The sequence below is a fragment of the Corallococcus sp. Z5C101001 genome (genome assembly GCF_007352635.1).
GTDB classification, from domain to species: domain Bacteria; phylum Myxococcota; class Myxococcia; order Myxococcales; family Myxococcaceae; genus Corallococcus; species Corallococcus silvisoli.
The window spans coordinates 108,743-131,130 of the sequence record NZ_VKLU01000003.1 but is presented as its reverse complement, the minus strand read 5'-3'; the positions used below and the strand labels follow the sequence as shown (position 1 = coordinate 131,130).

11 protein-coding genes are annotated in these 22,388 nt (G+C 72.2%); 3 read left to right on the top strand and 8 right to left on the bottom strand.

Going from position 1 to position 22,388, the window contains the following annotated elements; all coding sequences use genetic code 11:
* Positions 1 to 4 precede the first annotated feature (4 nt).
* From FOF48_RS06730 to xdhC, 5 genes are all read right to left on the bottom strand, one after another.
* Positions 5 to 5,446 carry a non-ribosomal peptide synthetase gene (locus FOF48_RS06730; RefSeq protein ID WP_143899341.1) on the bottom strand — a complete coding sequence of 1,814 codons (5,442 nt, stop codon included), beginning with the start codon at positions 5,444 to 5,446 and terminating at the stop codon, positions 5 to 7.
* 633 nt (positions 5,447 to 6,079) lie between these two features.
* The gene (locus FOF48_RS06725) at positions 6,080 to 7,228 is read right to left on the bottom strand and encodes a methanobactin export MATE transporter MbnM (protein WP_143899340.1); all 1,149 of its coding nucleotides are present in this window, start codon (positions 7,226 to 7,228) and stop codon (positions 6,080 to 6,082) included.
* Between the two features lie 13 nt (positions 7,229 to 7,241).
* Positions 7,242 to 8,114 (bottom strand): MbnP family copper-binding protein, encoded by an 873-nt coding sequence (locus FOF48_RS06720; protein WP_143899339.1) that lies wholly within the window; start codon positions 8,112 to 8,114, stop codon positions 7,242 to 7,244.
* A gap of 84 nt (positions 8,115 to 8,198) precedes the next feature.
* Positions 8,199 to 12,026, bottom strand: a complete 3,828-nt coding sequence (gene xdhB, locus FOF48_RS06715; protein WP_143899338.1) for a xanthine dehydrogenase molybdopterin binding subunit — start codon at positions 12,024 to 12,026, stop codon at positions 8,199 to 8,201.
* Positions 12,023 to 12,841 carry a xanthine dehydrogenase accessory protein XdhC gene (gene xdhC / locus FOF48_RS06710; protein WP_143899337.1) on the bottom strand — a complete coding sequence of 273 codons (819 nt, stop codon included), beginning with the start codon at positions 12,839 to 12,841 and terminating at the stop codon, positions 12,023 to 12,025. The genes xdhB and xdhC overlap by 4 nt, the downstream gene beginning before the upstream one ends.
* A 230-nt stretch (positions 12,842 to 13,071) precedes the next feature.
* On the opposite strand from xdhC, the gene FOF48_RS06705 reads away from it, so the two are divergent.
* Together FOF48_RS06705 and FOF48_RS06700 are read left to right on the top strand one after the other, a co-directional pair.
* Positions 13,072 to 13,509: a DUF2383 domain-containing protein gene (locus FOF48_RS06705; RefSeq protein WP_143899336.1), complete on the top strand. Its 438-nt coding sequence runs from the start codon at positions 13,072 to 13,074 to the stop codon at positions 13,507 to 13,509.
* Positions 13,510 to 13,678: 169 nt separating this feature from the next.
* Positions 13,679 to 14,512, top strand: a complete 834-nt coding sequence (locus FOF48_RS06700) for a hypothetical protein (protein ID WP_143899335.1) — start codon at positions 13,679 to 13,681, stop codon at positions 14,510 to 14,512.
* 4 nt (positions 14,513 to 14,516) lie between these two features.
* On the opposite strand, the gene FOF48_RS06695 is transcribed toward FOF48_RS06700, so the two are convergent.
* The 3 genes from FOF48_RS06695 to FOF48_RS06685 form a co-directional block, all read right to left on the bottom strand.
* Positions 14,517 to 15,611, bottom strand: a complete 1,095-nt coding sequence (locus tag FOF48_RS06695; RefSeq protein ID WP_143899334.1) for a hypothetical protein — start codon at positions 15,609 to 15,611, stop codon at positions 14,517 to 14,519.
* A gap of 11 nt (positions 15,612 to 15,622) precedes the next feature.
* Positions 15,623 to 16,180, bottom strand: coding sequence for a DUF2378 family protein (locus FOF48_RS06690; protein ID WP_143899333.1), 558 nt, complete (start codon positions 16,178 to 16,180; stop codon positions 15,623 to 15,625).
* 131 nt (positions 16,181 to 16,311) lie between these two features.
* A complete protein-coding gene (locus FOF48_RS06685; protein ID WP_186001812.1) occupies positions 16,312 to 18,216 on the bottom strand; it encodes a M4 family metallopeptidase in 1,905 nt (634 codons plus the stop codon).
* A gap of 255 nt (positions 18,217 to 18,471) precedes the next feature.
* On the opposite strand from FOF48_RS06685, the gene purL reads away from it, so the two are divergent.
* A complete protein-coding gene (gene purL / locus FOF48_RS06680) occupies positions 18,472 to 22,368 on the top strand; it encodes a phosphoribosylformylglycinamidine synthase (RefSeq protein WP_143899331.1) in 3,897 nt (1,298 codons plus the stop codon).
* Positions 22,369 to 22,388: the final 20 nt, after the last annotated feature.

The following is a 22,388-nucleotide window of genomic DNA, read 5'->3' as shown; positions in this document are numbered from 1 at the left end:
GTCGTTACTTGCCACGGCCGCGCGCCTGCTGACGCCGCGCCTGGGCGGCGCGGCGGCGCTCCGCCTCGTCCTTGATCTTCTGGGAGGCCGCGCCCGCGTCCTCGCCCTTGTTCGCGAGGTGCTGGGCCAGCGCGCTCACCGTGGTGAACTTGAACATGTCCACCAGCGCGAGGTCCGCGCCCAGCTCCTCGCGGAGGCGGCGGTGCGCCTGCGCGATGAGCAGCGAGTTGCCGCCCAGCTCGAAGAAGTTGTCGTGCAGGCCCACGCGCTCCACCTTGAGCACCGCCTGCCAGATGGACGCCACGCTGCGCTCCACCGCGCTCTGGGGTTGGGCGTAGGCCACGGCCGAGGCGAGGCGCACCCCCTCCGGCGCCGGCAGCGCCTTCGCGTCCACCTTGCCGTTGGGAGACAGGGGCAGCACGGACAGCGGCACGTACGCGGACGGCAGCATGTACGGCGGCAGCGCCTCCGCGAGGAAGGTGTTCAGGTCCGTGTGCGTGGGCGCCGCCGCGTCGGAGAAGACCAGGTACGCCGCCAGCCGCTTGTCGCCGGGCGAGTCCTCGCGCGCCATCAGGAACGCGTCGCGCACGGCGGGGTGGCGGCGGACGGCGGCCTCCACCTCTCCCAGCTCGATGCGGAAGCCGCGGATCTTCACCTGATCATCCGCGCGGGACAGGAACGTGAGCACGCCGTCCGGCAGCCAGCGCGCGCGGTCGCCCGTGCGGTACAGGCGCTCGCCCGCGTGGAAGGGATTCGCGACGAAGCGCTCGGAGGTCAGCTCCGGCCGCTTCCAGTACCCGCGCGCCACGCCCAGGCCGCCCACGTACAGCTCGCCGGGGACGCCCACGGGGAGCAGGTTGCGCTCCGCGTCCAGCACGTACACGTCCGTGTTGATGATGGGCCGGCCGATGGGCACCCACGCGTGGCCCTGGAGGTCCTCCACCGCCATGCGGTGGTAGGTCGTGCACACGGTCGTCTCGGTGAGGCCGTAGCCGTTCACCACCGGCGTCGTGGCGAGCAGCTTCTCCACGTCGCTGGCCACCAGCGCCTCGCCGCCGGAGAGCACGAGCCGCAGGGGCGGCAGCTCCTCCAGGCGCGCGTTGAGCCCCGCGATGACCGCGGGCACCGTGCTCACGATGGTGACGGTGTGGCGGGTGATGAGCTGGAAGAGCTTCTCCTGGTCCAGGATCTCATCCTCGGTGGGCAGCACCAGCGCGCCCCCCGTGCACAGCAGCGGGAGGATCTCCCCCACGAAGCTGGCGGAGGCCACCGACGTGAGCGGCAGCATCCGGTCCTTCGCGGTGGGCGCGTACGACTCCACGAACGAGCGCACCAGGTTCGACAGGCCCCCGTGCTCCAGCATCACGCCCTTGGGCTGGCCGGTGGAGCCGGAGGTGTAGACGAGGCACGCCAGGTCCTCGGCCCGCACCGTGGCCGCGGGCGCGGCGGACAGCGCGCCGTCCAGGGGCTGGTCCACGAACAGCGTGCGCGCGGACGTGCCGGACGGCAGCGTGCGCTGGAGCCAGGACTGGGTGAGCAGCACCGGCGCCTGCGTGTCGCCCAGGATGAAGGCCACGCGCTCGGAGGGGTAGGCCGGGTCGATGGGCACGTACGCGGCGCCCGCGGCCATCACGGCCAGCACCGACACCAGCGTCTCCACCGAGCGCTCCAGGCAGATGCCCACGATGTCGCCCGGCTTCACGCCGGAGTCCTTCAGCCACGCGGCCAGCCGCCCCGCGCGCGCGTCCAGCTCGCGGTAGGTGAGCTGGGCGTCCTTGAAGAGGACCGCGACGTGGTCCGGCGTGCGCGCCACCTGCGCCGCGAAGAGCGCGGGCAGCATGTCCGCCTGGGTCAGCGCCACGCGCGGGCCCTTCCAGCCCTCCAGCAGCTGGTGCTGCTCCGCCCGCGGGAGCAGCGGCAGCCCCGCGAGCGCGCGGCCCGGCTGGGCGGCGATGCCGGCCAGCAGCGTGGACAGGTGCCCGGCCATGCGCTCGATGGTGCCGGCGTCGAAGAGGTCGGTGTTGTATTCGAAGGACGCGACCAGCTCGCCGTCCGCCTCGCCCATGGTGAGCGTGAGGTCGAACTGCGCGCCGCCGTGCGAGAGCACCAGCGACTCGATGGGCAGGCCCGCCACGGTGGACGTCGCGCCCGGGATGTCCAGGGCGAAGGGCGTGAGGCCCCGCTCATCCAGCTTGGAGGCGCGCTGGTAGACGAACATCACCTGGAACAGCGGCGAGCGGCTCTGGTCGCGCACCGGCTGGAGCCGGTCCACCAGCGCGCTGAACGGGTAGTCCTGGTGCTCCAGCGCGCCCAGCATCGTCTGGCGCGTCTGCGCCAGGTAGTCCGTGAAGGACAGCGCGGGGGCGGGGCGCGTGCGCACCACCAGCGGGTTGACGAAGTAGCCGGTGATGCCCGCCAGCTCCGCGCGTCCGCGGCCCGCGCTCACCACGCCGAGCGTGAAGTCCTGCTGGCCGGTGTAGCGGTGCAGCAGCACCTGGAAGGCCGTCTGGAGCACCATGTTCGGCGTGGCGCCGTGGTCGCGCGCCAGCGCCTTCACCGCGTTCGTGATGCCCGCGTCCAGCCGGGTGGTGTGCACGCGGCCGTTGAACGTCTGCGCCGGGGGGCGCGGGTGGTCCGTGGGCAGGTCCAGCACCGGCAGCGGTCCGGAGAGCTGCTCGCGCCAGTACTTCTCCAGCGCCTGACCGCGAGCGCCCGCGAGCATCTCCGCCTGCCAGCGCGCGTAATCCGCGTAGGTGCGCGCGGGCTGCGCGAGCGTGGGCCGCTTGCCCAGCCGCAGCGCGGGGTAGAGCGCGTCCAGCTCCTCCGCCATCACCGCCAGTGACCAGAAGTCGGTGACGATGTGGTGCATCGCGATGAGCAGCGCGTGGTCCTCCGCCGAGCGCGACACCAGCCGCACGCGCAGGAGCGGCCCCTTCTCCAGGTCGAAGGGACGGCGCGCCTCGGCGGACAGGTGCTCGGCCACCTGCGCGTCGCTCCAGCCCTGCGCGTCGGTGGTGGTGAAGTCCAGCGGCAGCTCCGCGTGCACCCGCTGCACGGGGCCCGTGGCCGCCATCACGAACGTGGTGCGCAGCGCGGGGTGGCGGGCCACCAGCGCCTCGAAGGCCCCCTTGAGCGCGGCCGCGTCCAGCCCCGCGCGCACGCGCACGGCGACGGGCACGTGGTAGGCCGCGCTGTCCGGCGCCAGCTGGTGCATGAACCACAGCGCCTGCTGCCCTCCCGACAGGGGCGCGTCGCCCGTGGCGGACGTGACGGCCACCGCGCCCGGCGCCTGCTCCGAGCGCGGCGTGGACAGCAGCGTCACCACCGTCTCGGCCAGCTTCGACAGGGACACGCCCTGGAGCACGTCCGACAGCGGCAGGTCGATGCCCAGCCCCGCGTCCACGGCGCTCTTGAAGTCCACCGCCATCAGCGAGTCCACGCCGTAGGCGTGCAGCGGCTTCTGCGCGTCCACCTGCGCGGTGGGCAGCCGCAGCACCTGCGCGGCCTGCTCCTGGAGGAACACCGCCACCATGGCCCGGCGCGCGGTGGGGTCCTGCACCACCGCGAGCATCTTCTGGAGCATGCTCGTGTCGGGGCCCACCTGCGCGGGCGCGGCTTCGGCGGCCGCGGCCGGAGCCGTGGGCGCCGGGGCCGGGACCGGCGCCGCGGCGAGGACGCTCTTGTGCAGCGCCTCCAGCGTGTCCGCGACGTACTCCGCGCGGGTCGCGAAGCGCTGGATCTTCCCGCTGGACGTCTTTGGGATGGCGCCGGGCCCCAGCAGCACCACGCCCTGGGCCTGGAGGTCATGCCCGGCCGCGACGGCCTGCCGGATGCCCTGCGCGAGCGCGTCCAGGTCCACGCCGTCGCGCTCCACCGCGCGGCGGTCCACCTCCGTGACGACGATGAGGCGCTCCTCGTCGTCCTGCTCGATGGAGAACGCCGCCGTGCAGCCGGGCCGGATGGCGGGGTGGCTGGACTCCACCGTGCGCTCGATGTCCTGCGGGTAGTGGTTGCGCCCGCGGATGATGATCAGGTCCTTCAGGCGGCCCGTGACGAACAGCTCCCCGTCCGCGAGGAAGCCCAGGTCGCCCGTGCGCAGGAAGGGCGTCGCGTCCTCCGCGCCCGCGAGCGGCTGGCGGAAGGTCGTCTCGGTCTGCTCCGGGCGGCCCCAGTAGCCCTGGGCGATGCTGGGCCCCGCGACGCGGATCTCACCCACCTGGCCCGGCGCCAGCGGCCGGCCCGTCTCCGGATGCGCGATGACCAGCCGCTGGTCGGTGAGGTTGCGGCCGGAGCCCACCAGCGTCTGGGCGCCGGGGCTCTGGGCCTCCGCGGCCACCACGCGGTTGTCCTTCAGCGCGCCCGCGTCCACGGTGCGCTGCACCGGCAGCTCGCGCTTGTCGCCGCCAGAGGCGATGAGCGTGCCCTCCGCGAGCCCGTAGCAGGGATAGATGGCCTCCGAGCGGAACCCCTGTGGACCGAAGGCCTCCGCGAAGCGCCGGAGCGTGTCCGGCATGATGGGCTCCGCGCCGTTGAAGGCCAGGTCCCACTGGCTCAGGTCCAGCTTCGCGCGCTCCTCCGGCGTGGACTTGCGCACGCACAGGTCGAACGCGAAGTTGGGCCCGCCGCTCGTCGTGGCCTTGTAGCGGGAGATGGCCTCCAGCCAGCGCATGGGGCGCTTGAGGAAGTCCACCGGCGAGAACAGCGTCACCGGGAAGCCGCCATACAGCGGCTGGAGGATGCCGCCGATGAGGCCCATGTCGTGGTACGGCGGCAGCCAGATGACGCCCTGGCTTTCGGTGGAGTGCCCGAAGCAGGAGTGGATCAGCTTCGAGTTGTGCAGCAGGTTGCCGTGCGTCAGCACCACGCCCTTGGGCGACGACGTGGAGCCGGACGTGTACTGGAGGAACACCCGCGTGTCGGTGGCCACGCCCGGGTCGCGCCAGCCCTCGGCCACCTCCGCGTCCAGCGTGTCCGTGGCGATCCAGTGCAGCTCGCGCAGCTCCGGCGCCTGCTCGAAGAGCATCTCCCCCATGCCGTAGATGAAGTCGGTGGTGAGGGCGACGGTGGCCTGCGCGTCCTGGCTGATGGCCAGGAGGCGCGGCAGCGTCCGCGCCAGCCGCATGGGGTCCGGCGGATAGATGGGGACCGCGATGACGCCCGCGTACAGACAGCCGAAGAACCCGGCGATGTAGTCCAGTCCGGGCGGATACAGCAGCAGCGCCCGCTGTCCCTGGGCCCCGCGCGCCTGGAGCGCCGCCGCGATGGCGCGCGCCTTCTGGTCCAGCTCCGCGTACGTCAGGTGCGCTTCGTCCGTCTCCCCGTCCAGCAGGAACGTAAAGCCGCGCCGGTCCCCCTGGTCGCGCGCGCGGATGCGCAGCAATTCAACCAGGGTGGAAAACGCAAAGTCGGAGGCCGGAGGAGAACCGGGCCGGGTTCCAGTGGGCATGGACGCGACTCCTGGGAGGCGGGGGTGTTCCGTGCTCGGAGAGCACGAAAACGCGGATTCAGGGGCCGGGGGGAAGCAGTCGCCCGGCGAGACAGGGTTTCAAGTGGTCAGTCGCAAGCAGCACCCGCCGTGAAGAGGCGATGTCCCGCGCATGTATCGTTTGACGCGCGAGTGAGCAATCCCCCCACCCCCACTGGGCGCCATGTGGCTTCGGACACGGCGGCGGGCTTGGGAGGCGGGGACGGGGGTGCGGATTTCATGGTGACGGAATTCGGAGAGCGTCAGGGCCGCCGGACTCTTCCGCGAGGAGGGGCGCGTTCAAACGACCCCCAAGGTCGGAAACCCGGGAACCTCCCCTGTTCACGGAACATCGCTCGTTGTCGGTCTAAACGTGACACATCGGTTCATGTGACGGGAACACGCGGCGCGTATGGGTCCGCAGCCAGGGCCCGTCACAGAGCGGGCCCGCGTCACATGAACTGGCGTTCATGTCTTTGAATTGTGAGTGAAAATAGGATTCCTTGGATTTGGCTCGCGCCGTTCCGTTCCAAGGAAGGATAGGGGACCCGTCCGACATGGGGACCCATCCGGGCCGGGCGTCTGGGGAAGACGCACCTGGCGCGGACGGTCCGCTCAGGGCGTGACGGCGGGATCCGCGAAGCGCGGGTCGTTCAGGAACGCGGTGTCCGTGAGCGACTCCAGGAACGCGATGACGTCCGCCTTCTCCTGGGGCGTCAGCGTGAAGCCGCGCACGAAGGGGCTCTGCAGGGGGCTGGCCTGTCCGCCGTTCTGGGCGCGGGCGCGGCCTCCCGCCGCGTAGTGGTCCAACACGTCGGAGAGCGTCGCCACGCTGCCGTCGTGCATGTACGGCGCGGTGACGGCCACGTTGCGCAGGGACGGCGCGCGGAAGCGCCCCATGTCCTCCGGACGGCCCGTCAGCTCGATGAGGCCGGGGTCCGTCGCCGGGTACGCCCCCTGGCCGTCGTCGTTGTAGAGGCCCGTGTTGTGGAACGGGAGGATGGGCTCCGGCGTCGTGTCGTGCGCGGTGGCGTCCTGGAAGTTGAAGCCGGAGTGGCAGTGGTCGCACTCCAGGCGCTCCGACAGGAACAGCTCCAGCCCCCGCTTGGCCGAGGGACTCAGCGCGTCCACCGCGTTGCCTCGCAGGTAGCGGTCATACGGCGACGTCCCGGAGAGCAGGGAGCGCTCGAACGCGGCCAGGGCCCGCGTCAGCGTCGCGAGCGACACGGGCGTCGCTTCCGTGGGGAACGCCTCCGCGAAGCGCGCCGTCAGGTCCGCGTCCGCCCGCAGCCTGTCGAGCAGCGCCTCCTGCTGATCCGCGAAGCCCAGTTCCACCGGCTCCGTTCCGAACAGCGGCACCAGCGCCTGGGCCTCCAGCGTGGTGAGCGCCGGGTTGGCCCAGGTGAGGCTCGTGGCGTACGCCACGTTGGCCAGCCCCTGTCCATTGCGGCGGTGCATCTGCCCCGTGCTGCCCACGGCATGCACGCGCCCGTCCGTGAAGGCCCGGGCCTGCTCGTGGCACGAGCCGCAGGACTGCGTGCCGTTGAGCGACAGGCGCTTGTCGTAGAAGAGGCTCCGGCCCAGCCGCACCTTCGCCTCCGACATCGGGTTGTCCGCGGGCACGCGCGGCGTGGGGAAGCCCGCGGGCAGCTTCCAGTCGTAGGGCTGGGGCCCGTCCGGAGGGGACTCGGGATGGGAGCAGCCCACGGCCAGCAGCGCCGCCGCCGTCAGGAGTCTCCACGCCTGCCCTTGTCGTCGCGCCACGGCGGTGTCCTTCCTATTCGGCCCGGATGAAGGCCTGCGCGGCGGGGTTCGCCGCCTGCTCGCCGAAAGCGAGTCCCAGGCGCTCGAAGAGGGGAGCGCAGTCCACGTCGGTGGGGGACGACATGCAGCCCACGGCCGTGTTGGGCCCGCTGGCGTTCACGTCCAGGTTGGAGTCCGCGAAGAGCGCGCCCAGGTCCATCACCACCTTGCCCGTCGAGAGGTCGAAGCCCTCCAGGTTCAGCTGGGGCCGGTTTTCGTTCGCGCACCCGGCGGTGCCGTTCGTCTGGCCCGCGGGCGGCGGCGCGCAGTCGGTGCTGCCCAGGTGCATGACGTGCTGGGGCAGGCCCTTCGTGCGGCCCTCGATGCGCGCGAACACATAGCCGGAGCGCCAGCTCCAGAAGAGGCTGGTGTCTCCCAGCGGCGCGGGCGCGGTGGACACGTCCCCGTGGTTCAGGTCCTCCGGCACGCCCAGCGTGAAGCGCAGGCCCGTGTAGTCGCCCCCCGGCACCGAGCCCCGGATGGCGGCGTTCATGCCCGCCGTGCCCTGGGTGCACAGGCCGTCCTTGTTCGCGAAGTCCAGCAGCACCACGCCCGCGTGCTGCCACGTGTTGTCCTCGTCCAGCGTGACGGGCACCTCCTGGCCTCCCCGCGTCACCAGCCGCACGTCGTGCACGTACACGCGGAAGTCCATGGGCTCGTAGGTCGTCTTCGTCGTCCCGACGTCCGTGTACGTGCGGCCGCAGGCGAAGGGCTCGGCGCCCACGCGCGCGACGACGGGGATGGCCACCGTCAGCCGCGCGGGCGTCTGGGGTTCGTCCTCGCCACAGCCGAGGCCGCCCAGGAGGGCCAGCGGGAGGACGAGGCAGGAGCGCAGCAGTGAGTGCATGGGAGGCTTCCTTGAAAGAGGCTTCCGTCTAACGCAGCGGCCCCGCCACCCCGCCGTGGCATGTTGCCGCACCCGCGCCCATCCTCACGCCACCTCACGCGCCACGTCCGGAACCGGACGTCCAGCCCCGCGCGCGCGCCGCTTCTGGATGGAGAGGAAGAGCGCCTCGTGCGTGGCGGGCGAGGGCAGCTCCACGTCGCCGCCCGGCTCGCCGAAGGCCGCCACCGCGTCGCGCAGGGCTTCGCGCACGGAGAGGGCCAGCATCAGCGGCGGTTCGCCCACGGCCTTGCTGCCGTGGATGACGCCGCGCTGCTCCGCCCGCTCCAGGAGCGCCACGCGCAGGTCGATGGGCGCGTCGCTGAACGCGGGCACCGCGTAGGTGCTGGCCGAGTGCGTGAGCAGCCGCCCGTTCGCGTCCCATTTCAGCTCCTCGCCGGTGAGCCACCCCATGCCCTGCACGAAGCCGCCCTCCACCTGACCCCGGTCCACGCCGGGGTTGAGCGAGTCGCCCACGTCCTCCAGCAGGTCCGAGCGCACCACGCGCTTCATGCCCGTGTCGCCGTCCACCTCCACCTCGCTCACCGCCGCGCCATACGCGAAGTAGAGGAACGGCCGGCCACGGCCCTTCACCCGGTCGTAGCCGATGCCCGGCGTGCTGTAGTACCCCGTGACGGACAGGCCCACGCGCTCGCGGTACGCCTGCTCCACCACGTCCGCGAAGGGCAGGCCCTGCTCCGGCCGCGACGCCGCCGCGATGCGCCCGTCCTGGAACACCAGCGCGTCCGGAGACACCGCCTGCCCGTGCAACTGCACCAGCAGGCGCGCCGCCACCGGGGCCAGCCGCTCGCGCACCGTGGTGCACGCCTCGCGCACCGCCGCGCCGTTGAGGTCCGAGCCGCTGGAGGCCGCCGTCGCGGACGTGTTGGGCACCTTGTCGGTGGCCGTCTGCGCCACGCGCACCTGGTCCGCCGGCAGGCCCAGCTCGCGCATGGCCACGCCTTGAATCTTGGTGTGCAGCCCCTGGCCCATCTCCGTGCCGCCGTGCGACAGCAGCACGGAGCCGTCGCGGTACACGTGCACCAGCGCGCCCGCCTGGTTGAGGAACGTGGCGGTGAAGGAGATGCCGAACTTCATGGGCGTGATGGCGATGCCGCGCTTGATGCGGGGGCTCGCCGCGTTGAACGCATCCACCTGGGCGCGGCGCCGCGCGAAGTCGGACGACTCCAGCAGGTCGCTCCACAGCTTCGGCAGCCGGTTGTCCTCCAGCTCCTGGCCGTAGTGCGTGGTGTTGGTGTCGCCCGTGCCGTCGTAGAGGTTGCGCTGCCGCACCGCCTCCGGCGCCAGGCCCAGCACGCGCGCGATGCGCGCCAGGATGTCCTCCATCACCAGCATGCCCTGCGGCCCGCCGAAGCCCCGGAAGGCGGTGTTGGAGACCAGGTGCGTCTTCGCCACGCGGCCGGTGTAGCGCACCGCGGGCACGTAGTAGCCGTTGTCCAGGTGGAAGAGGGCGCGGTCGGTGATGGACTCGGACAGGTCCAGCGACCAGCCGGCGTTGGACGTCAGGTCCGCCCGGAGCGCGAGCAGCCGCCCCGTGGCGTCGAAGCCCACCTCCCAGTCCGCGTGGAACGGGTGGCGCTTGCCCGTGACGACCATGTCCACGTCCCGGTCCATCATCCACTTCACCGGCCGACCCGTGTGCACCGCCGCCAGCGCCATCAGCGCCGCCGGCGCGTTGCCCTGCGTCTCCTTGCCGCCGAAGCCGCCGCCCATGCGGGGCGCCTTCACCACCACGCGGCTGCGGGGCACGTGCAGCACGTGCGCGATGACCGCCTGCACCTCCGACGGATGCTGGGTGGAGGAGGTCACCGTGACGTCGCCGTCGTCGCCCACCTCCGCGAAGGCCGCGTGCGTCTCCAGGTAGAAGTGCTCCTGGCCGCCCATCGTGAACTCGCCGGCCAGCCGGTGCGGGCTGGACGCGAGCGCGCTGTCCACGTCCCCCCGGCGGATGACGTGCGGGTCGGTGTGGTAGCTGCCCTGCGCCCGGGCCGCGTCCAGCGTGAGCACCGCGGGCAGGGGCTCGTAGTCGACCGCCACCTGGCGGGCCCCCTCGCGGCAGGCCTCGGGCGTCTCGCCGACGACGAGCGCCACCACCTGCGCGTGGAAGAGGACCTCGTCCTTCGCGAGCAGCGGCTCGTCGTGGCGGATGGGCCCGGTGTCGTTCATCCCCGGGATGTCCTCCGCGAGCAGCACCTTCACCACGCCGGGCACCTTCAGCGCGGCGCTGGCGTCGCGGCGGAGGATGCGCGCGTGCGCGTGCGGCGACAGCACCGGCCACGCCGTCAGCATGGGGCGGCGCTGCGCGAGGTCGTCCACGTACTGCGCGCTGCCCGTCACGTGGCCCAGCGCGCTCTCGTGGCGCAGCTCGCGTCCCGCGTCCGCCGTGGCGCAGGGCGCGCCGGTGACGAAGCGGGGGCGCTCGTCCAGCACCGGGCTGCGTTCACCCGACGCGAACTTCTCCAGGAGCGACACCACCAGCCCGCGCCGGTAGTCCGCGCCGCCGCGCAGGTCGTTGAGGGGGGTGAACTCTCCCTCCAGGGTGGAGCGCACGCGCGCCACGGCCTCCGCGTTCCACGGGTGGCCCAAGAGCAGGCCCTCCGTCTGCCTCGCCCGCGCCGGGGTGGCCGCCACGCCGCCGTAGCCCAGCCGCGCGGTGCGCACGATGCCCCGCGCATCCGTTTCGATGCAGAACCCCGCCGCGACGATGCTGATGTCCAGCTCCCGGCGCTTGGACACCTTGAAGCTGTCCGCATGGCGGGTCAGCCCGCTGTCCTGCGCCGGGGCGTGCGGGATGACGATGAAGCGCACGACCTCGTCCGGCTGGAGCGCCGTCTTGCGGTAGGCGAGGAAGAACTCCGACAGCGGCAGGGTCCGCTCCCCGCGCACGGAGGCCAGCACCAGCCGCGCGTCCAGCGCGAGCAGCACCGGCGCCGTGTCCCCGATGGGCGAGGCCGTCACCAGGTTGCCCGCCAGCGTGGCGCGGTGGCGGATCTGCCGCGATGCGAAGACGTTGAGCATTTTCGCGAGCGCCGGGACCTCCGCTCCCAGCGTGTCCTCCACGTCCACCAGCGACGCGGCGCCGCCCACGTACCAGCCGTCCTCCTCGCGGCGGATGGCGCGCAGGTCCTCCACGCCCTCCGTGGAGAGCAGGAAGGGGTAGCGGCGGGACTTCTTGGTGATGTCCACGCCCAGCTCGGTGGCCCCGGCCACCAGCATCGCCTCCGGGTGCAGCGCGCGCAGCGACAGCAGGTCCTCCCACGAGGTGGGGCGCAGGAACAGCCCGTCCTTCGCCTCGTAGCGCAGGAGCGGAATGGGCGACGGGGGGCCTTCCAGCGAGACGCCGGGGAGGCCGGGGGCCTTCGCGTCACGGGTGGCGAGCGCGTCCATCATCGCGTCGCGGATGGGGCGGTAGCCCGTGCAGCGGCAGATGTTGCCGCAGAGCTGATCCGCCACGGCCTCCGGCGTCCCGGCGTCCTTCCGGCAATAGGCCTCCACCATGGAGACGACGAAGCCCGGCGTGCAGAAGCCGCACTGCGAACCGTAGTGCTTCACCATGGCCTGCTGCACCGGGTGGGGCGCGGCGCGGCTGCCCACGCCCTCCACGGTGATGAGCTCGCGCCCGGCCACCATGGGGAGCAGCGCGATGCAGCTGTTGAACGCGCGCAGGGTCTTTTGTCCCTTCGCGTCCCGGTCCACCAGGGCCACGGTGCAGGCGCCGCAGTCGCCCTCCGCGCAGCCCTGCTTGGTGCCCGTCAAGCCGCGCGAGCGCAGGTGGTCCAGCAGCGTGGTGTTGGGCGACGCGTCGTCGACCCGGACGGTCTGGCCATTGAGCCGGAACTCGAAGGGGGTGCTCATTCCCCGGAGGATAGCAGGGGCGCGGGCTCGGGCTGAGTCCCCACCCCCTGGCCCAGCCCGTGGTGGAGCTGGAGCAGCCCCGCCGCGATGCTCACCGCCACCTCCTGCGGCGCCTTGCCACCAATGGGCAGCCCCATGGGGCACTGGACCCGCCCCACCTGCCGGGCGGACATGCCCTTCGCCTCCAGCCGTTGCCGGAACCGCGCCCACTTCGTGTCGCTGCCAATCAGGCCGATGTAGCGCGCCGGCTTCTGGATGGCGAAGGCGATGATGTCCTGATCCACGTCGTGGCGGTGCGTCATCACCGCCACGTAGGTGCGCTGGTCGTCCCAGACCGCGCGCGACGCGAAGTCGTCCCAGGCCTCCTCGTGGCGGACCACGGAGGCGGGCACCTGCGGGGACTGGACCCACTCCGCGCGCTCGTCCACCAGGTGGACGCGGAAGGCCGTGCCCTCCAGGATGCGGCACAGGGCCTGGCCCACGTGGCCGGCGCCGAAGAGATAGAGCTGGGGCCCGTGGTTCACGGGCTCGACGAAGACGTCCACGACCCCTCCACAGCACTGGCCCAGCTTCGCGCCCAACGGATAGCGGATCGTCCGCGCCTCGCCCCGGTCCAGGCAGGCGCGGGCGTCCCGGAGCACCAATTGCTCCAGGTGGCCGCCGCCAATCGTCCCGTGGAACGAGCCGTCCGCGCGCACCAGCAGCTTCGCGCCGGGGGAGGCGGGCGTGCTGCCCTTGCACTCCGTCACCGTGACCACGGCGAACGGCGTGTCTCCCCGTGCCCACTCCGCCAGCTGGTGAACCCAGTTCCACATGACCGCCGCCCAGTCTGCCACGGCTGGCGCCGGGGCGCGGACGGACTGGCGAAGGTTCCGGCCCCTCTGTCCAGGACCCCGACGCGGGCCATTCCCCGCCAGCGCTCCCCTGGCCCCCTGCCGCGTGGACGGGGGGGGCAGCCCTCGTTGCCGACCGGGCGCGGCACACCACCTTTGCGCCAGACGATTTCCGTCCACCGGAATCAATCATCAATCAAGGAGATGACGTCATGGCCAATACCGACATCGAGACGCTGAACTCCTTCCTGCGCGGCGAGCTGTCCGCCGTGGAGACCTATCGACAGGCGAGCAAGCACATCAAGAGCGACATCGCGCGGACCGAGGTGGACGCGTGCCTTCATGACCACGAAGCCCGCGTGGTCGAGCTGAAGGAACGCATCCAGAAGCTGGGCGGCAACCCGTCGGAGAGCTCCGGCGTCTGGGGCGCCTTCGCCAAGGTCGTGCAGGGCGGGGCCGACCTGCTGGGTGAGAAGGTCGCCATCGACGCGCTGGAGCAGGGCGAGGACCACGGTCTGGCCGACTACAACCGGGACATGGACAAGCTCCATGGCGAAGCGCGCACCTTCGCGCGCCAGCAGCTCCTGCCGAAGCAGAAGCAGACGCACGACCGGCTCAGCCGCCTGAAGCACAACCCGAATCTGCACTGAGCGTCACGGATGCGCAGTGCCGGACATCGCGAGGCGCTCACCCTGGGTTCCGGGGGTGGGCGCCTTGTGGTGCATTTCACGTCACCGCATCCAGGCCTGGAGGTGGACGGAGGCGTGCGATATTCGAAGGGGGGTTCTTTTTCCGCCCGCGAAGGAGGCTGGAGCGCGCATGGGGCGTGAGCACGCGGCGCCGGGGCCGAAGGGGCCCGGGGCCGGCACCGAGAGCGAGGACGCAGGGGCCTCCCCGCGAACGCCCGACGTGCACGCCGAAGCCGGCCTGCCCCCCATCCCCTCCCCGACGTTCGCCGACACCAGCCACGCCGCGGGCGCGCTCGGCACCGGCCTGGAGGTCCTCTTCACCACCTCCGAGCGCGCCCTCCAGTGGGCGTGGCGCGTGCTCCAGCTGGCCCGGGGCGTGGTGGACGCGGGGCCCCGGGGCGACGCCTTCATCCGCGAGTCCCGCGCGTGCGTGGTGGACTTCCTGGACCACATCCCTCCGCACGTGCGCCGCGGCGTCGAGGAGGTGCTGGTCTTCTGCAACCTCTGGCAGGCCGTGGGCGCGCGGCTGCGCCGCCGGGGCAGCTTCGCGGCCAGCGACGACCACGCCTGGCGCCAGCTCAGCGAGGACGTGGAGCTGCTGCAGCGCGCCGCCCAGGCCCGGCTGGGCACCGCCGCCGCGCTGGAGCAGGGCCTGCTCAAGGACCTGGGCCGCCTGCGCGCGCTGGCCCTGTCCAGCGGCGCCACCGCCAACGAGGTGACGGTGGGCATGGAGGTCTTCACCCGCTGCATCGCGGAGCTGATGGCCGTCGCCAGCGCCGTGCGCCGCGCCTGGGAGGCCGCCGCGGGCGAGCTGGCCGAGTCCGCCGCGTGGCTGCGCGCGGGCGACCCGGCCTTCAGCGAGTGGCTGGCGGAGCACCTGGTCGACTCCGAGCCCGCGTGGGAGCGCACCCAGAAGATCGCCCGCTGGCTGCGCGACGTGGGCGCCTTCGCGGGCCAGCCCTGACGCGCTAGGGCTCCACCAGGATGCGGTGCCGGTGCAGCTCCAGGAGGATGTCCGGATCCAGGTCCGCCTGCTTGTGGTCGCGCAGGTGCTGGCGGACGGCCTCCACGGGCTTCTGCCCGGTGAACTCCACCAGCAGCGCGTAGGCCTCGCCCGGCAGCGCCACCGCCTCGTATTCGCTGTAGTAGCCCAGCGCCACGCTGCCGTCCGGCAGCCACTTCACCGTCGCCTCCGGGTTGAAGCGCAGCACGCGCGGCAGGGTGGGGGCGTTGGCCTGCGTGTGCAGCTTCTCCAGCACCTTCAGCTCGATGGTGCCATCCAGGCCCAGCAGCCGCTCCAACCCGTCGCGGGGGACCGCGCGCACCACGTCGAAGCAGGCCCGGTAGAAGTCCCGCTCCCTGCCCGCGTGCTCCTTCCAGAGCGCCGCGTACACCTTGGCCGGGGGCGCCGCGTCGTCCAGGTCCTCCACGGACAGCGGGGTGGTGGCCAGCTCCGGCTTGTCGCGCCCGTCCATGAGGAACTCCGGCATCAGCTGGAGCAGCGCGTGGCGCGACAGCTGGTACTCCGCCAGCGTCAGGTACGTCTTGAGCGACATCCAGAAGCGCCGGCCGTCCTGGCCCGCCACGTACTTGCAGAAGAACGTGGAGCACACCGACTCGCGGTAGGCCCAGATGGTGCAGCCCCCGGACTCCAGCGCGTAGTACGGGCAGCGCAGCGACGAGGCCCGGCCGAAGAACTGGTGCGCGTTCTTGTAGAGGTGGTTGAACTTCGCCGGCGGCTTCACCCACTGCGGGGTCACGCCGATGCGGCTGTCGATCTTCTGCTCGATGCGCCGGCGCCCCTCCGCCATCTCCGGCGTGTCGTCCGACAGGAGCGCGCCAATCAGGTAGTTGGGCAGGCGCGGGTAGTACGTGCAGCACTTGGTGTCCGGCCGGAACAGGTGCTCCACGCCGTCCACCGACTCCACGGCGGCCTGCGCGGAGGCGCGGCTCATGGCGCAGTTGGAGCAGGTGGCCTTCGTCTCCGTGGGCGCTTCCTTCTGGAAGAAGGCCGGGAGCAGGTCTTGGTAGAGGGCGGGCAGCGTCGAGAGGATGGAGGCCATGGGGTGCGGTGTCAGGAGGCCCCGCCGTCCCACTCCAGGTGGTACGTGATGGCCTCGGGCGAGTGGCGGGTGCGGTGCAGGTTGAGGCTCCGCACGCCAATGCGCAACAGCCCTTCTTCCAGCACGCCGTCCACGAACCCCTCCATCAGGTCGGGCTCGTTGAACCAGATGTCGACCTGGGCGGGGCCCAGCACGGTGAGGCGCGTCTCCGTGAAGTTGTTGGCGCTGCGGAAGTTGTGCTGCATGCGCTCGAGCGAGCGCATGGGCCCCACCACGCGCGCCAGCGTGAGGACGGCGCCGCCCATCAGCGTCTGCGAATAGCCTTCCATCATCCGGCGGCCCAGCATCCGGCGGGCCTGGTCCAGCGGCCGGTCGGGGTGCAGCGTGCGGGCCGTGTCGTCCAGGCACTCCACCCACGTGGCCAGGGGATACGCGGCGAGCAGCGGCATCTGGAGGTTCAGCCCCCGGGCCCGCAGGCGCTCCACCAGCTCCGGCCTCAGCGAAGGCATCAGCACCTTGCGGTACAGGCTGTCCACGGTGTTGCTGAAGATGACGCGCTCGTCCCGCATGGTCCCTGGGTCCTTGGTGGGGCCCCAGCGGCCCCGGGCGCGCATTCTTCGCCCAGGGCCCGGGAGGAGGCCAGTCCCCGGACGGCTCCGCCCCCACCGCGAGTGCGTGCGGTGGAGGCGGAGCAGGTGCGTCAGTAGCTCACGGACAGGGTCACGCCGCTGTAGGCGGTGTAGCCGTTGAGGAGGATCCACTGCCGGCCGTCGGTGGCCTGCGCCGCCAGGGCGCAGGTCTCGTTGTTGCCGGTCTTGTACGGACGGCAGCCGTAGGCCGACAGCGTGGGCTGCAGGCCGAAGCGCGTGTAGAGGTCCACGTCCCCGGTGCCGCCGGAGATGGTCACGGTGGACGGCGTGTTCGCGGGCACGTCGAAGCAGTAGTACCGCTTCGAGCCAGCGGGCCCGAAGATCATGGAGACGGTGGCGTTGTTGGGCAGCGGCACGCAGCCGCCGGGCGTCGGGCCCGGCTCGCCCACGCCCACCGCGAGCCACGCCGCGTCCACCGCGTCCTGGATGGCGGTGCTGTAGCCCAGGAGCTGCGCCGCCTGCCGCGTCGCTGCCTTCGCGGCGTAGAGGGGGGTGTTGGGGGTGAAGAGGTTCGCGTTGGCGTAGTAGAAGATGCGGGCCGCGTCCTCCACGCCGATGCCCGGCACGTTCACCGTCGTCTTGCCGCGCGGGTGCGTGCCCCCCTTGGAGAGCAGCGCGAACGCCAGGTTGGGCACGCCGGAGCCGTAGTGCACGTCCGTGCCAGAGATCAGGTCGAAGAGGTGGTCCACGGATTCGCCATCCTGGGCGGGGTCGTCCATGTAGCGCAGGGCGTCCCCGGTCGCGCCCGGCGTCCAGGCCAGCTCGCCGATCTGCCAGACGGCCGGCCCGGTGCTCCAGGTGCCCGTCGCCCAGCTGCTGCACGTGGCGGCGAAGATGTCCGACAGGGACTCGCTGAGCGCGCCGGACTCGCCGCTGTAGACGAGGCGAGACGTGACATCCGTGACGGCGTGCCCGAGCTCATGCACGACGATGTCCGGGTCCTCGCACGCCGGGCCCAGGTAGACCCCGTCGCCGTCACCGCACACCATCGTCGTGCCGTCCCAGTACGCGTTCGCGTACGAGTTGCCGTAGTGCACCTTCGCGGGCAGCTGGCCGCCGGTGCCGTTGTACGAGTCGCGGCTGAAGTTCTGCAGGAAGCAGTCGTGGAAGAGGCCCAGGTTGTCGTAGGTCTTGTCGAGGGTCGAGTCGCCCGTCTCCAACTGCCCCTCCAGCCGGCACCAGCCCTTGGTGGGGCCCCCCACCGAGCACACCTTGCGGTCGCGCGCGGCGTGGATGTCCGACGTGCGCAGCACCTGCGCGCCGTCCTGCGCGCCGATGAAGACGTGGTCGCGCAGCGCCATGCCATCCTCGCGCTGGCCAGACACCACGACCTCGAAGGCGCGGACCAGCGCCGCGTCCAGGGACGGGCGCACGAACACCTCCCGGGGGGCCTCCGCCGTGCTCCCCCGGGGCGACGCCGCCAGGGCCGCCTCCCGCGCGGCCTCCGCGGAGATGCGGGCCGGGTCCGGCACGGGCTCGCCGTCCCTCGCGGTGCCGTTCGCCGCGTACACTTGTCCCTGCGCATCCAGATGGAGGATGAGCTCCTCGTGCACCACCGGTAGGCCCGCCTTCACCTGCTGATAGCGCACGTGCGTGTGGCCCAGCTCGTCGCGCTGGATGCGCTGGGGCAGCACGTCCTTCGACGTCAGCCGGAAGGCGGGCAGCACGCGCCGCAGCGTGGGCTCCAGGAGCGCGTGCGCCTGCCAGGCGCTGGCCCCGGGGATGGGACGGCCCGTCGAGCCCAGGGCGCCCTGGATGAGGAGGGGGACGCCGTCCCCGTGCACGCCCATCACCCGCGCCCCAGGCAGCGCGCCCAGCGCTGCCTCCAGGTCTCCCCTCCGGGCCTCTGTCGAGGGAAGCGAGGAGGTGGGCGCCTCCGCCTCCGGACCTCCCGCGCCACAGGCGGACAACGTGAACGTCAGGCCAGCGAGGAACCAGCGGGTAATTCGTGTCATGGACCCTACCCCCGAGTGACGAACAGGTCTGTGAAGCCTCACAAGCAAAGCATGGAAATCTGACTGCGATTTCAATTCTTGAAAGGCATGGCCCTGGGGGCTGTAGGGTGACGGGGGAGGGCGCACGTCGGCGGTGGCGCTCCCACCTGGATGGGGAGCGGGCGTCCGGCCATGAACTCCGGCCGTTGTGACGCGAGGCGCGGTGATAAGGACGGCCCCGCTGTTACCTCCCGTCATCCGTTCGCAAGGACCTTCATGCTCACGCTGCGCGGGGCTCCGGCCCTCTCCGAATTCAGGCTCGCCAAGCTGCTCGTCCGTTGCCGGGAGCGCGTCCCCACGGTGACCACGCTCTACTCGGAGTTCGTGCACTTCGCGGACGTGTCCGCGCCGTTGACGGACGCGGAAGGGGAGCGGCTGGGGCGGCTCTTGGAGTACGGCCCGCGCGTGGCGAAGCGCGAGCGCACGGGCACGCTGCTGCTGGTGGTGCCGCGCCCGGGCACGGTGTCGCCCTGGTCCTCCAAGGCCACGGACATCGCGCACCACTGCGGCCTCTCGCAGGTGCGCCGCATGGAGCGCGGCATCGCGTTCTTCCTCACCGGTCCGGGAGGCCGGCCGCTGGACGCGAACGAGGCGGAGGGCGTGCAGGCGGTGCTCCACGACCGGATGACGCAGGCGGTGCTGCCCCGGATGGAGGACGCGGAGGTGCTCTTCCGCACGCACGCGCCCCGGCCGCTCACGCGCGTGGACGTGCTGGGCGGAGGCCGCGCGGCGCTGGTGACGGCCAACGGCGAGCTGGGGCTGGCGCTGGCGGAGGATGAAATCGACTACCTGGTCGCGCGCTTCACGGAGCTCAGGCGCAACCCCACCGACGTCGAGCTGATGATGTTCGCGCAGGCCAACAGCGAGCACTGCCGCCATAAAATCTTCAACGCGTCGTGGACGCTGGACGGCGCGCCGCGCGAGCGCTCGCTGTTCCAGGCCATCAAGAACACCCACGCCGTGAGCCCCGGGGGCGTGCTGTCCGCGTACAAGGACAACGCGGCCGTCATCGAGGGCTTCGAGGTGGAGCGCTTCTTCCCCCAGGGCGAGGCGCGCGAGTGGCGCACCGTGCGCGAGCCGGCCCACATCATGATGAAGGTGGAGACGCACAACCACCCCACCGCCATCTCCCCGTATCCGGGCGCGGCCACGGGCGCGGGCGGAGAGATTCGCGACGAGGGCGCCACCGGGCGCGGCGCGAAGCCCAAGGCGGGGCTCACGGGCTTCTCCGTCAGTCACCTGCGCCTGCCGGAGTATCCGCGGCCGTGGGAGGTGGCGTACGGCAAGCCGGACCGCATCGTGTCCGCGCTGGACATCATGGTGGAGGGCCCGCTGGGCGGCGCGGCGTTCAACAACGAGTTCGGCCGGCCCAACCTGTGCGGCTACTTCCGCAGCTTCGAGCAGCAGGTGCCCACGCCGGAGGGCGTGGAGGTGCGCGGCTACCACAAGCCCATCATGCTGGCGGGCGGCCTGGGCAACATCCGCCCGGGGCACGTGAAGAAGGCCCAGCTTCGCGCGGGCGACAAGCTCATCGTGCTGGGCGGCCCGGCGATGCTCATCGGCCTGGGCGGCGGCGCGGCGTCGTCCATGGCGCAGGGCGCGAGCGCGGCGGACCTCGACTTCGCCTCCGTGCAGCGTGACAACGCGGAGATGGAGCGCCGCTGCCAGGAGGTCATCGACCAGTGCTGGATGCAGGGTGACGCGAACCCCGTGCGCTCCATCCACGACGTGGGCGCGGGCGGCCTGTCCAACGCGTTGCCGGAGCTGGCGCACGACAACGACCTGGGCGGGCGGCTGGAGCTGCGCGAGGTGCCCAACGACGAGCCGGGCATGTCTCCGGTGGAGATCTGGTGCAACGAGGCGCAGGAGCGCTACGTGCTGGGCGTGGCGCCGGAGGACCTGGCGCGCTTCGCCGCCCTCTGCGAGCGCGAGCGCGCCCCCTTCGCGGTGCTGGGGGACGCCACCGCGGAGCAGGTGCTCACGCTCACCGACGCGCGCCTGGGCGACACGCCCATCGCGCTGCCCATGGACGTCCTCTTCGGCAAGGCGCCGCGCATGCACCGCGAGGGCGTGTCGCGTCCGCTGAAGCACGCGCCCCTCAGCATCCCGGCGGACCTGAAGGCCGTGGCGCACGCGGTGCTGTCGCACCCGACGGTGGCGGACAAGTCGTTCCTCATCACCATCGGTGACCGCACCGTGGGCGGCCACACCGCGAGGGATCAGATGGTGGGCCCCTGGCAGGTGCCGGTGGCCGACTGCGCGGTGACGCTGTCGTCGCTCTGGTCCACCACGGGCGAGGCCATGGCGGTGGGCGAGCGCACCCCGGTGGCGCTGGTGGACGCGGCGGCCTCCGCGCGGATGGCGGTGGGCGAGGCGCTGACGAACGTGGCGGCGGCGCGCATCGAGAAGCTGTCGGACGTGAAGCTGTCCGCGAACTGGATGGCGGCGGCGGGCAGCCCCGGCGAGGACGCCAACCTCTACGCCGCGGTGCACGCGGTGGGCATGGAGCTGTGCCCCGCGCTGGGCATCGCCATCCCCGTGGGCAAGGACTCCATGTCCATGCGCACGCAGTGGCAGGAGGGCGGCGCGAAGAAGGCCGTGACGTCCCCCCTGTCGCTCATCATCACCGCGTTCGCGCCGGTGCTGGACGCGCGGGGAGCGCTGACGCCCCAGCCGGTGGACGTGGCGGGCGACACGCGCCTGCTGCTGGTGGACGTGGCCGCGGGCCGTCAGCGCCTGGGCGCGTCCGTGCTGGCGCAGGTGCACCAGCAGGTGGGCCCCGAGTGCCCGGACGTGGACGACCCGGCCCTGCTGAAGGGCTTCTTCGCGGGCGTGCAGGAACTCCAGGCGGCGGGCGTGCTGCTCGCCTACCACGACCGCTCCGACGGCGGACTCTGGGCCACGCTCGCGGAGATGGCCTTCGCGGGCCACTGCGGCCTGGACGTGGACGTGTCCGCGCTGGGCGGCGACGCGGTGGCGGCCCTCTTCAACGAGGAGCTGGGCGCGGTGGTGCAGGTGCGCGCGGCCGACGTGGCGCGCGTGCGCGACGTCTTCTCCCGTCACGGGCTGGGGGCGCACGTCCACGCGCTGGGCCGGCCCACGCCCGCGCAGGTGGTGCGCGTGCGCCACGGGGGCCAGGAGCTGCTCGCGGAGGACACGGTGGCGCTCAAGCGCACCTGGTCGCGCGTGAGCTACGAGATCCAGAAGCTGCGCGACAACCCCACCTGCGCGGAGGAGGAGTACGCCGCGAAGTGCGACGCGAGCGACCCCGGCCTGTCGCCGGTGCTCACCTTCGACCCGACGGTGGACGTGGCGGCGCCGTACATCGCCCGGGGGGCGCGGCCCCGCGTGGCGGTGCTGCGCGAGCAGGGCGTCAACAGCCAGCAGGAGATGGCGGCGGCGTTCACCCGCGCGGGCTTCACCGCGGTGGACGTGCACATGAGCGACCTGCTCGCGGGCCGCGTGTCCCTGACGGACTTCCACGGCCTGTTGGCGTGCGGCGGCTTCAGCTATGGCGACGTGCTGGGCGCGGGCGGCGGCTGGGCGAAGTCCATCCTCTTCAACCCGCGCACGCGCGACGCCTTCTCCGCGTTCTTCGCGCGGCCGGACAGCTTCGGCCTGGGCGTGTGCAACGGCTGCCAGATGTTCGCGCAGCTGGGCGAGCTCATCCCCGGCGCGGACGCGTGGCCGCGCTTCGTGCGCAACGCGTCCGAGCAGTTCGAGGCCCGCCTGGGCACGGTGGAGGTGGCGCCGTCGCCGTCGCTCTTCTACCGGGGCATGGAGGGCAGCCGGCTGCTCATCGCCGTGTCGCACGGCGAGGGCCGGGCGGAGTTCCCGGATGCCGCCACCGCCGCGCGCGTCAACGCCTCCGGGCTGGTGACGACGCGCTGGGTGGACAACCGGGGGCAGGTGGCCGCGAAGTACCCGGCCAATCCCAACGGCTCGCCGCACGGCATCGCGGGGCTCACCACGACGGACGGCCGCTTCACCCTCACCATGCCGCACCCGGAGCGCGTGCACCGCACCGTGCAGCACTCCTGGCACCCGGCGGGGTGGGGCGAGGACGGCCCCTGGATGCGCATGTTCCGCAACGCCCGCGTCACCCTGGGGTGACGCGAGCGCGGGGCGGCCTC

Bases quoted from the DNA above. Each gene is read 5' to 3' on its own strand.
- FOF48_RS06730 (WP_143899341.1), bottom strand. From the start codon at position 5,446: ATGCCCACTGGAACCCGGCCCGGTTCTCCTCCGGCCTCCGACTTTGCG.
- FOF48_RS06720 (WP_143899339.1), bottom strand. From the start codon at position 8,114: ATGCACTCACTGCTGCGCTCCTGCCTCGTCCTCCCGCTGGCCCTCCTG.
- xdhB (WP_143899338.1), bottom strand. From the start codon at position 12,026: ATGAGCACCCCCTTCGAGTTCCGGCTCAATGGCCAGACCGTCCGGGTC.
- xdhC (WP_143899337.1), bottom strand. From the start codon at position 12,841: ATGTGGAACTGGGTTCACCAGCTGGCGGAGTGGGCACGGGGAGACACG.
- FOF48_RS06705 (WP_143899336.1), top strand. From the start codon at position 13,072: ATGGCCAATACCGACATCGAGACGCTGAACTCCTTCCTGCGCGGCGAG.
- FOF48_RS06700 (WP_143899335.1), top strand. From the start codon at position 13,679: ATGGGGCGTGAGCACGCGGCGCCGGGGCCGAAGGGGCCCGGGGCCGGC.
- FOF48_RS06695 (WP_143899334.1), bottom strand. From the start codon at position 15,611: ATGGCCTCCATCCTCTCGACGCTGCCCGCCCTCTACCAAGACCTGCTC.
- FOF48_RS06690 (WP_143899333.1), bottom strand. From the start codon at position 16,180: ATGCGGGACGAGCGCGTCATCTTCAGCAACACCGTGGACAGCCTGTAC.
- FOF48_RS06685 (WP_186001812.1), bottom strand. From the start codon at position 18,216: ATGACACGAATTACCCGCTGGTTCCTCGCTGGCCTGACGTTCACGTTG.
- purL (WP_143899331.1), top strand. From the start codon at position 18,472: ATGCTCACGCTGCGCGGGGCTCCGGCCCTCTCCGAATTCAGGCTCGCC.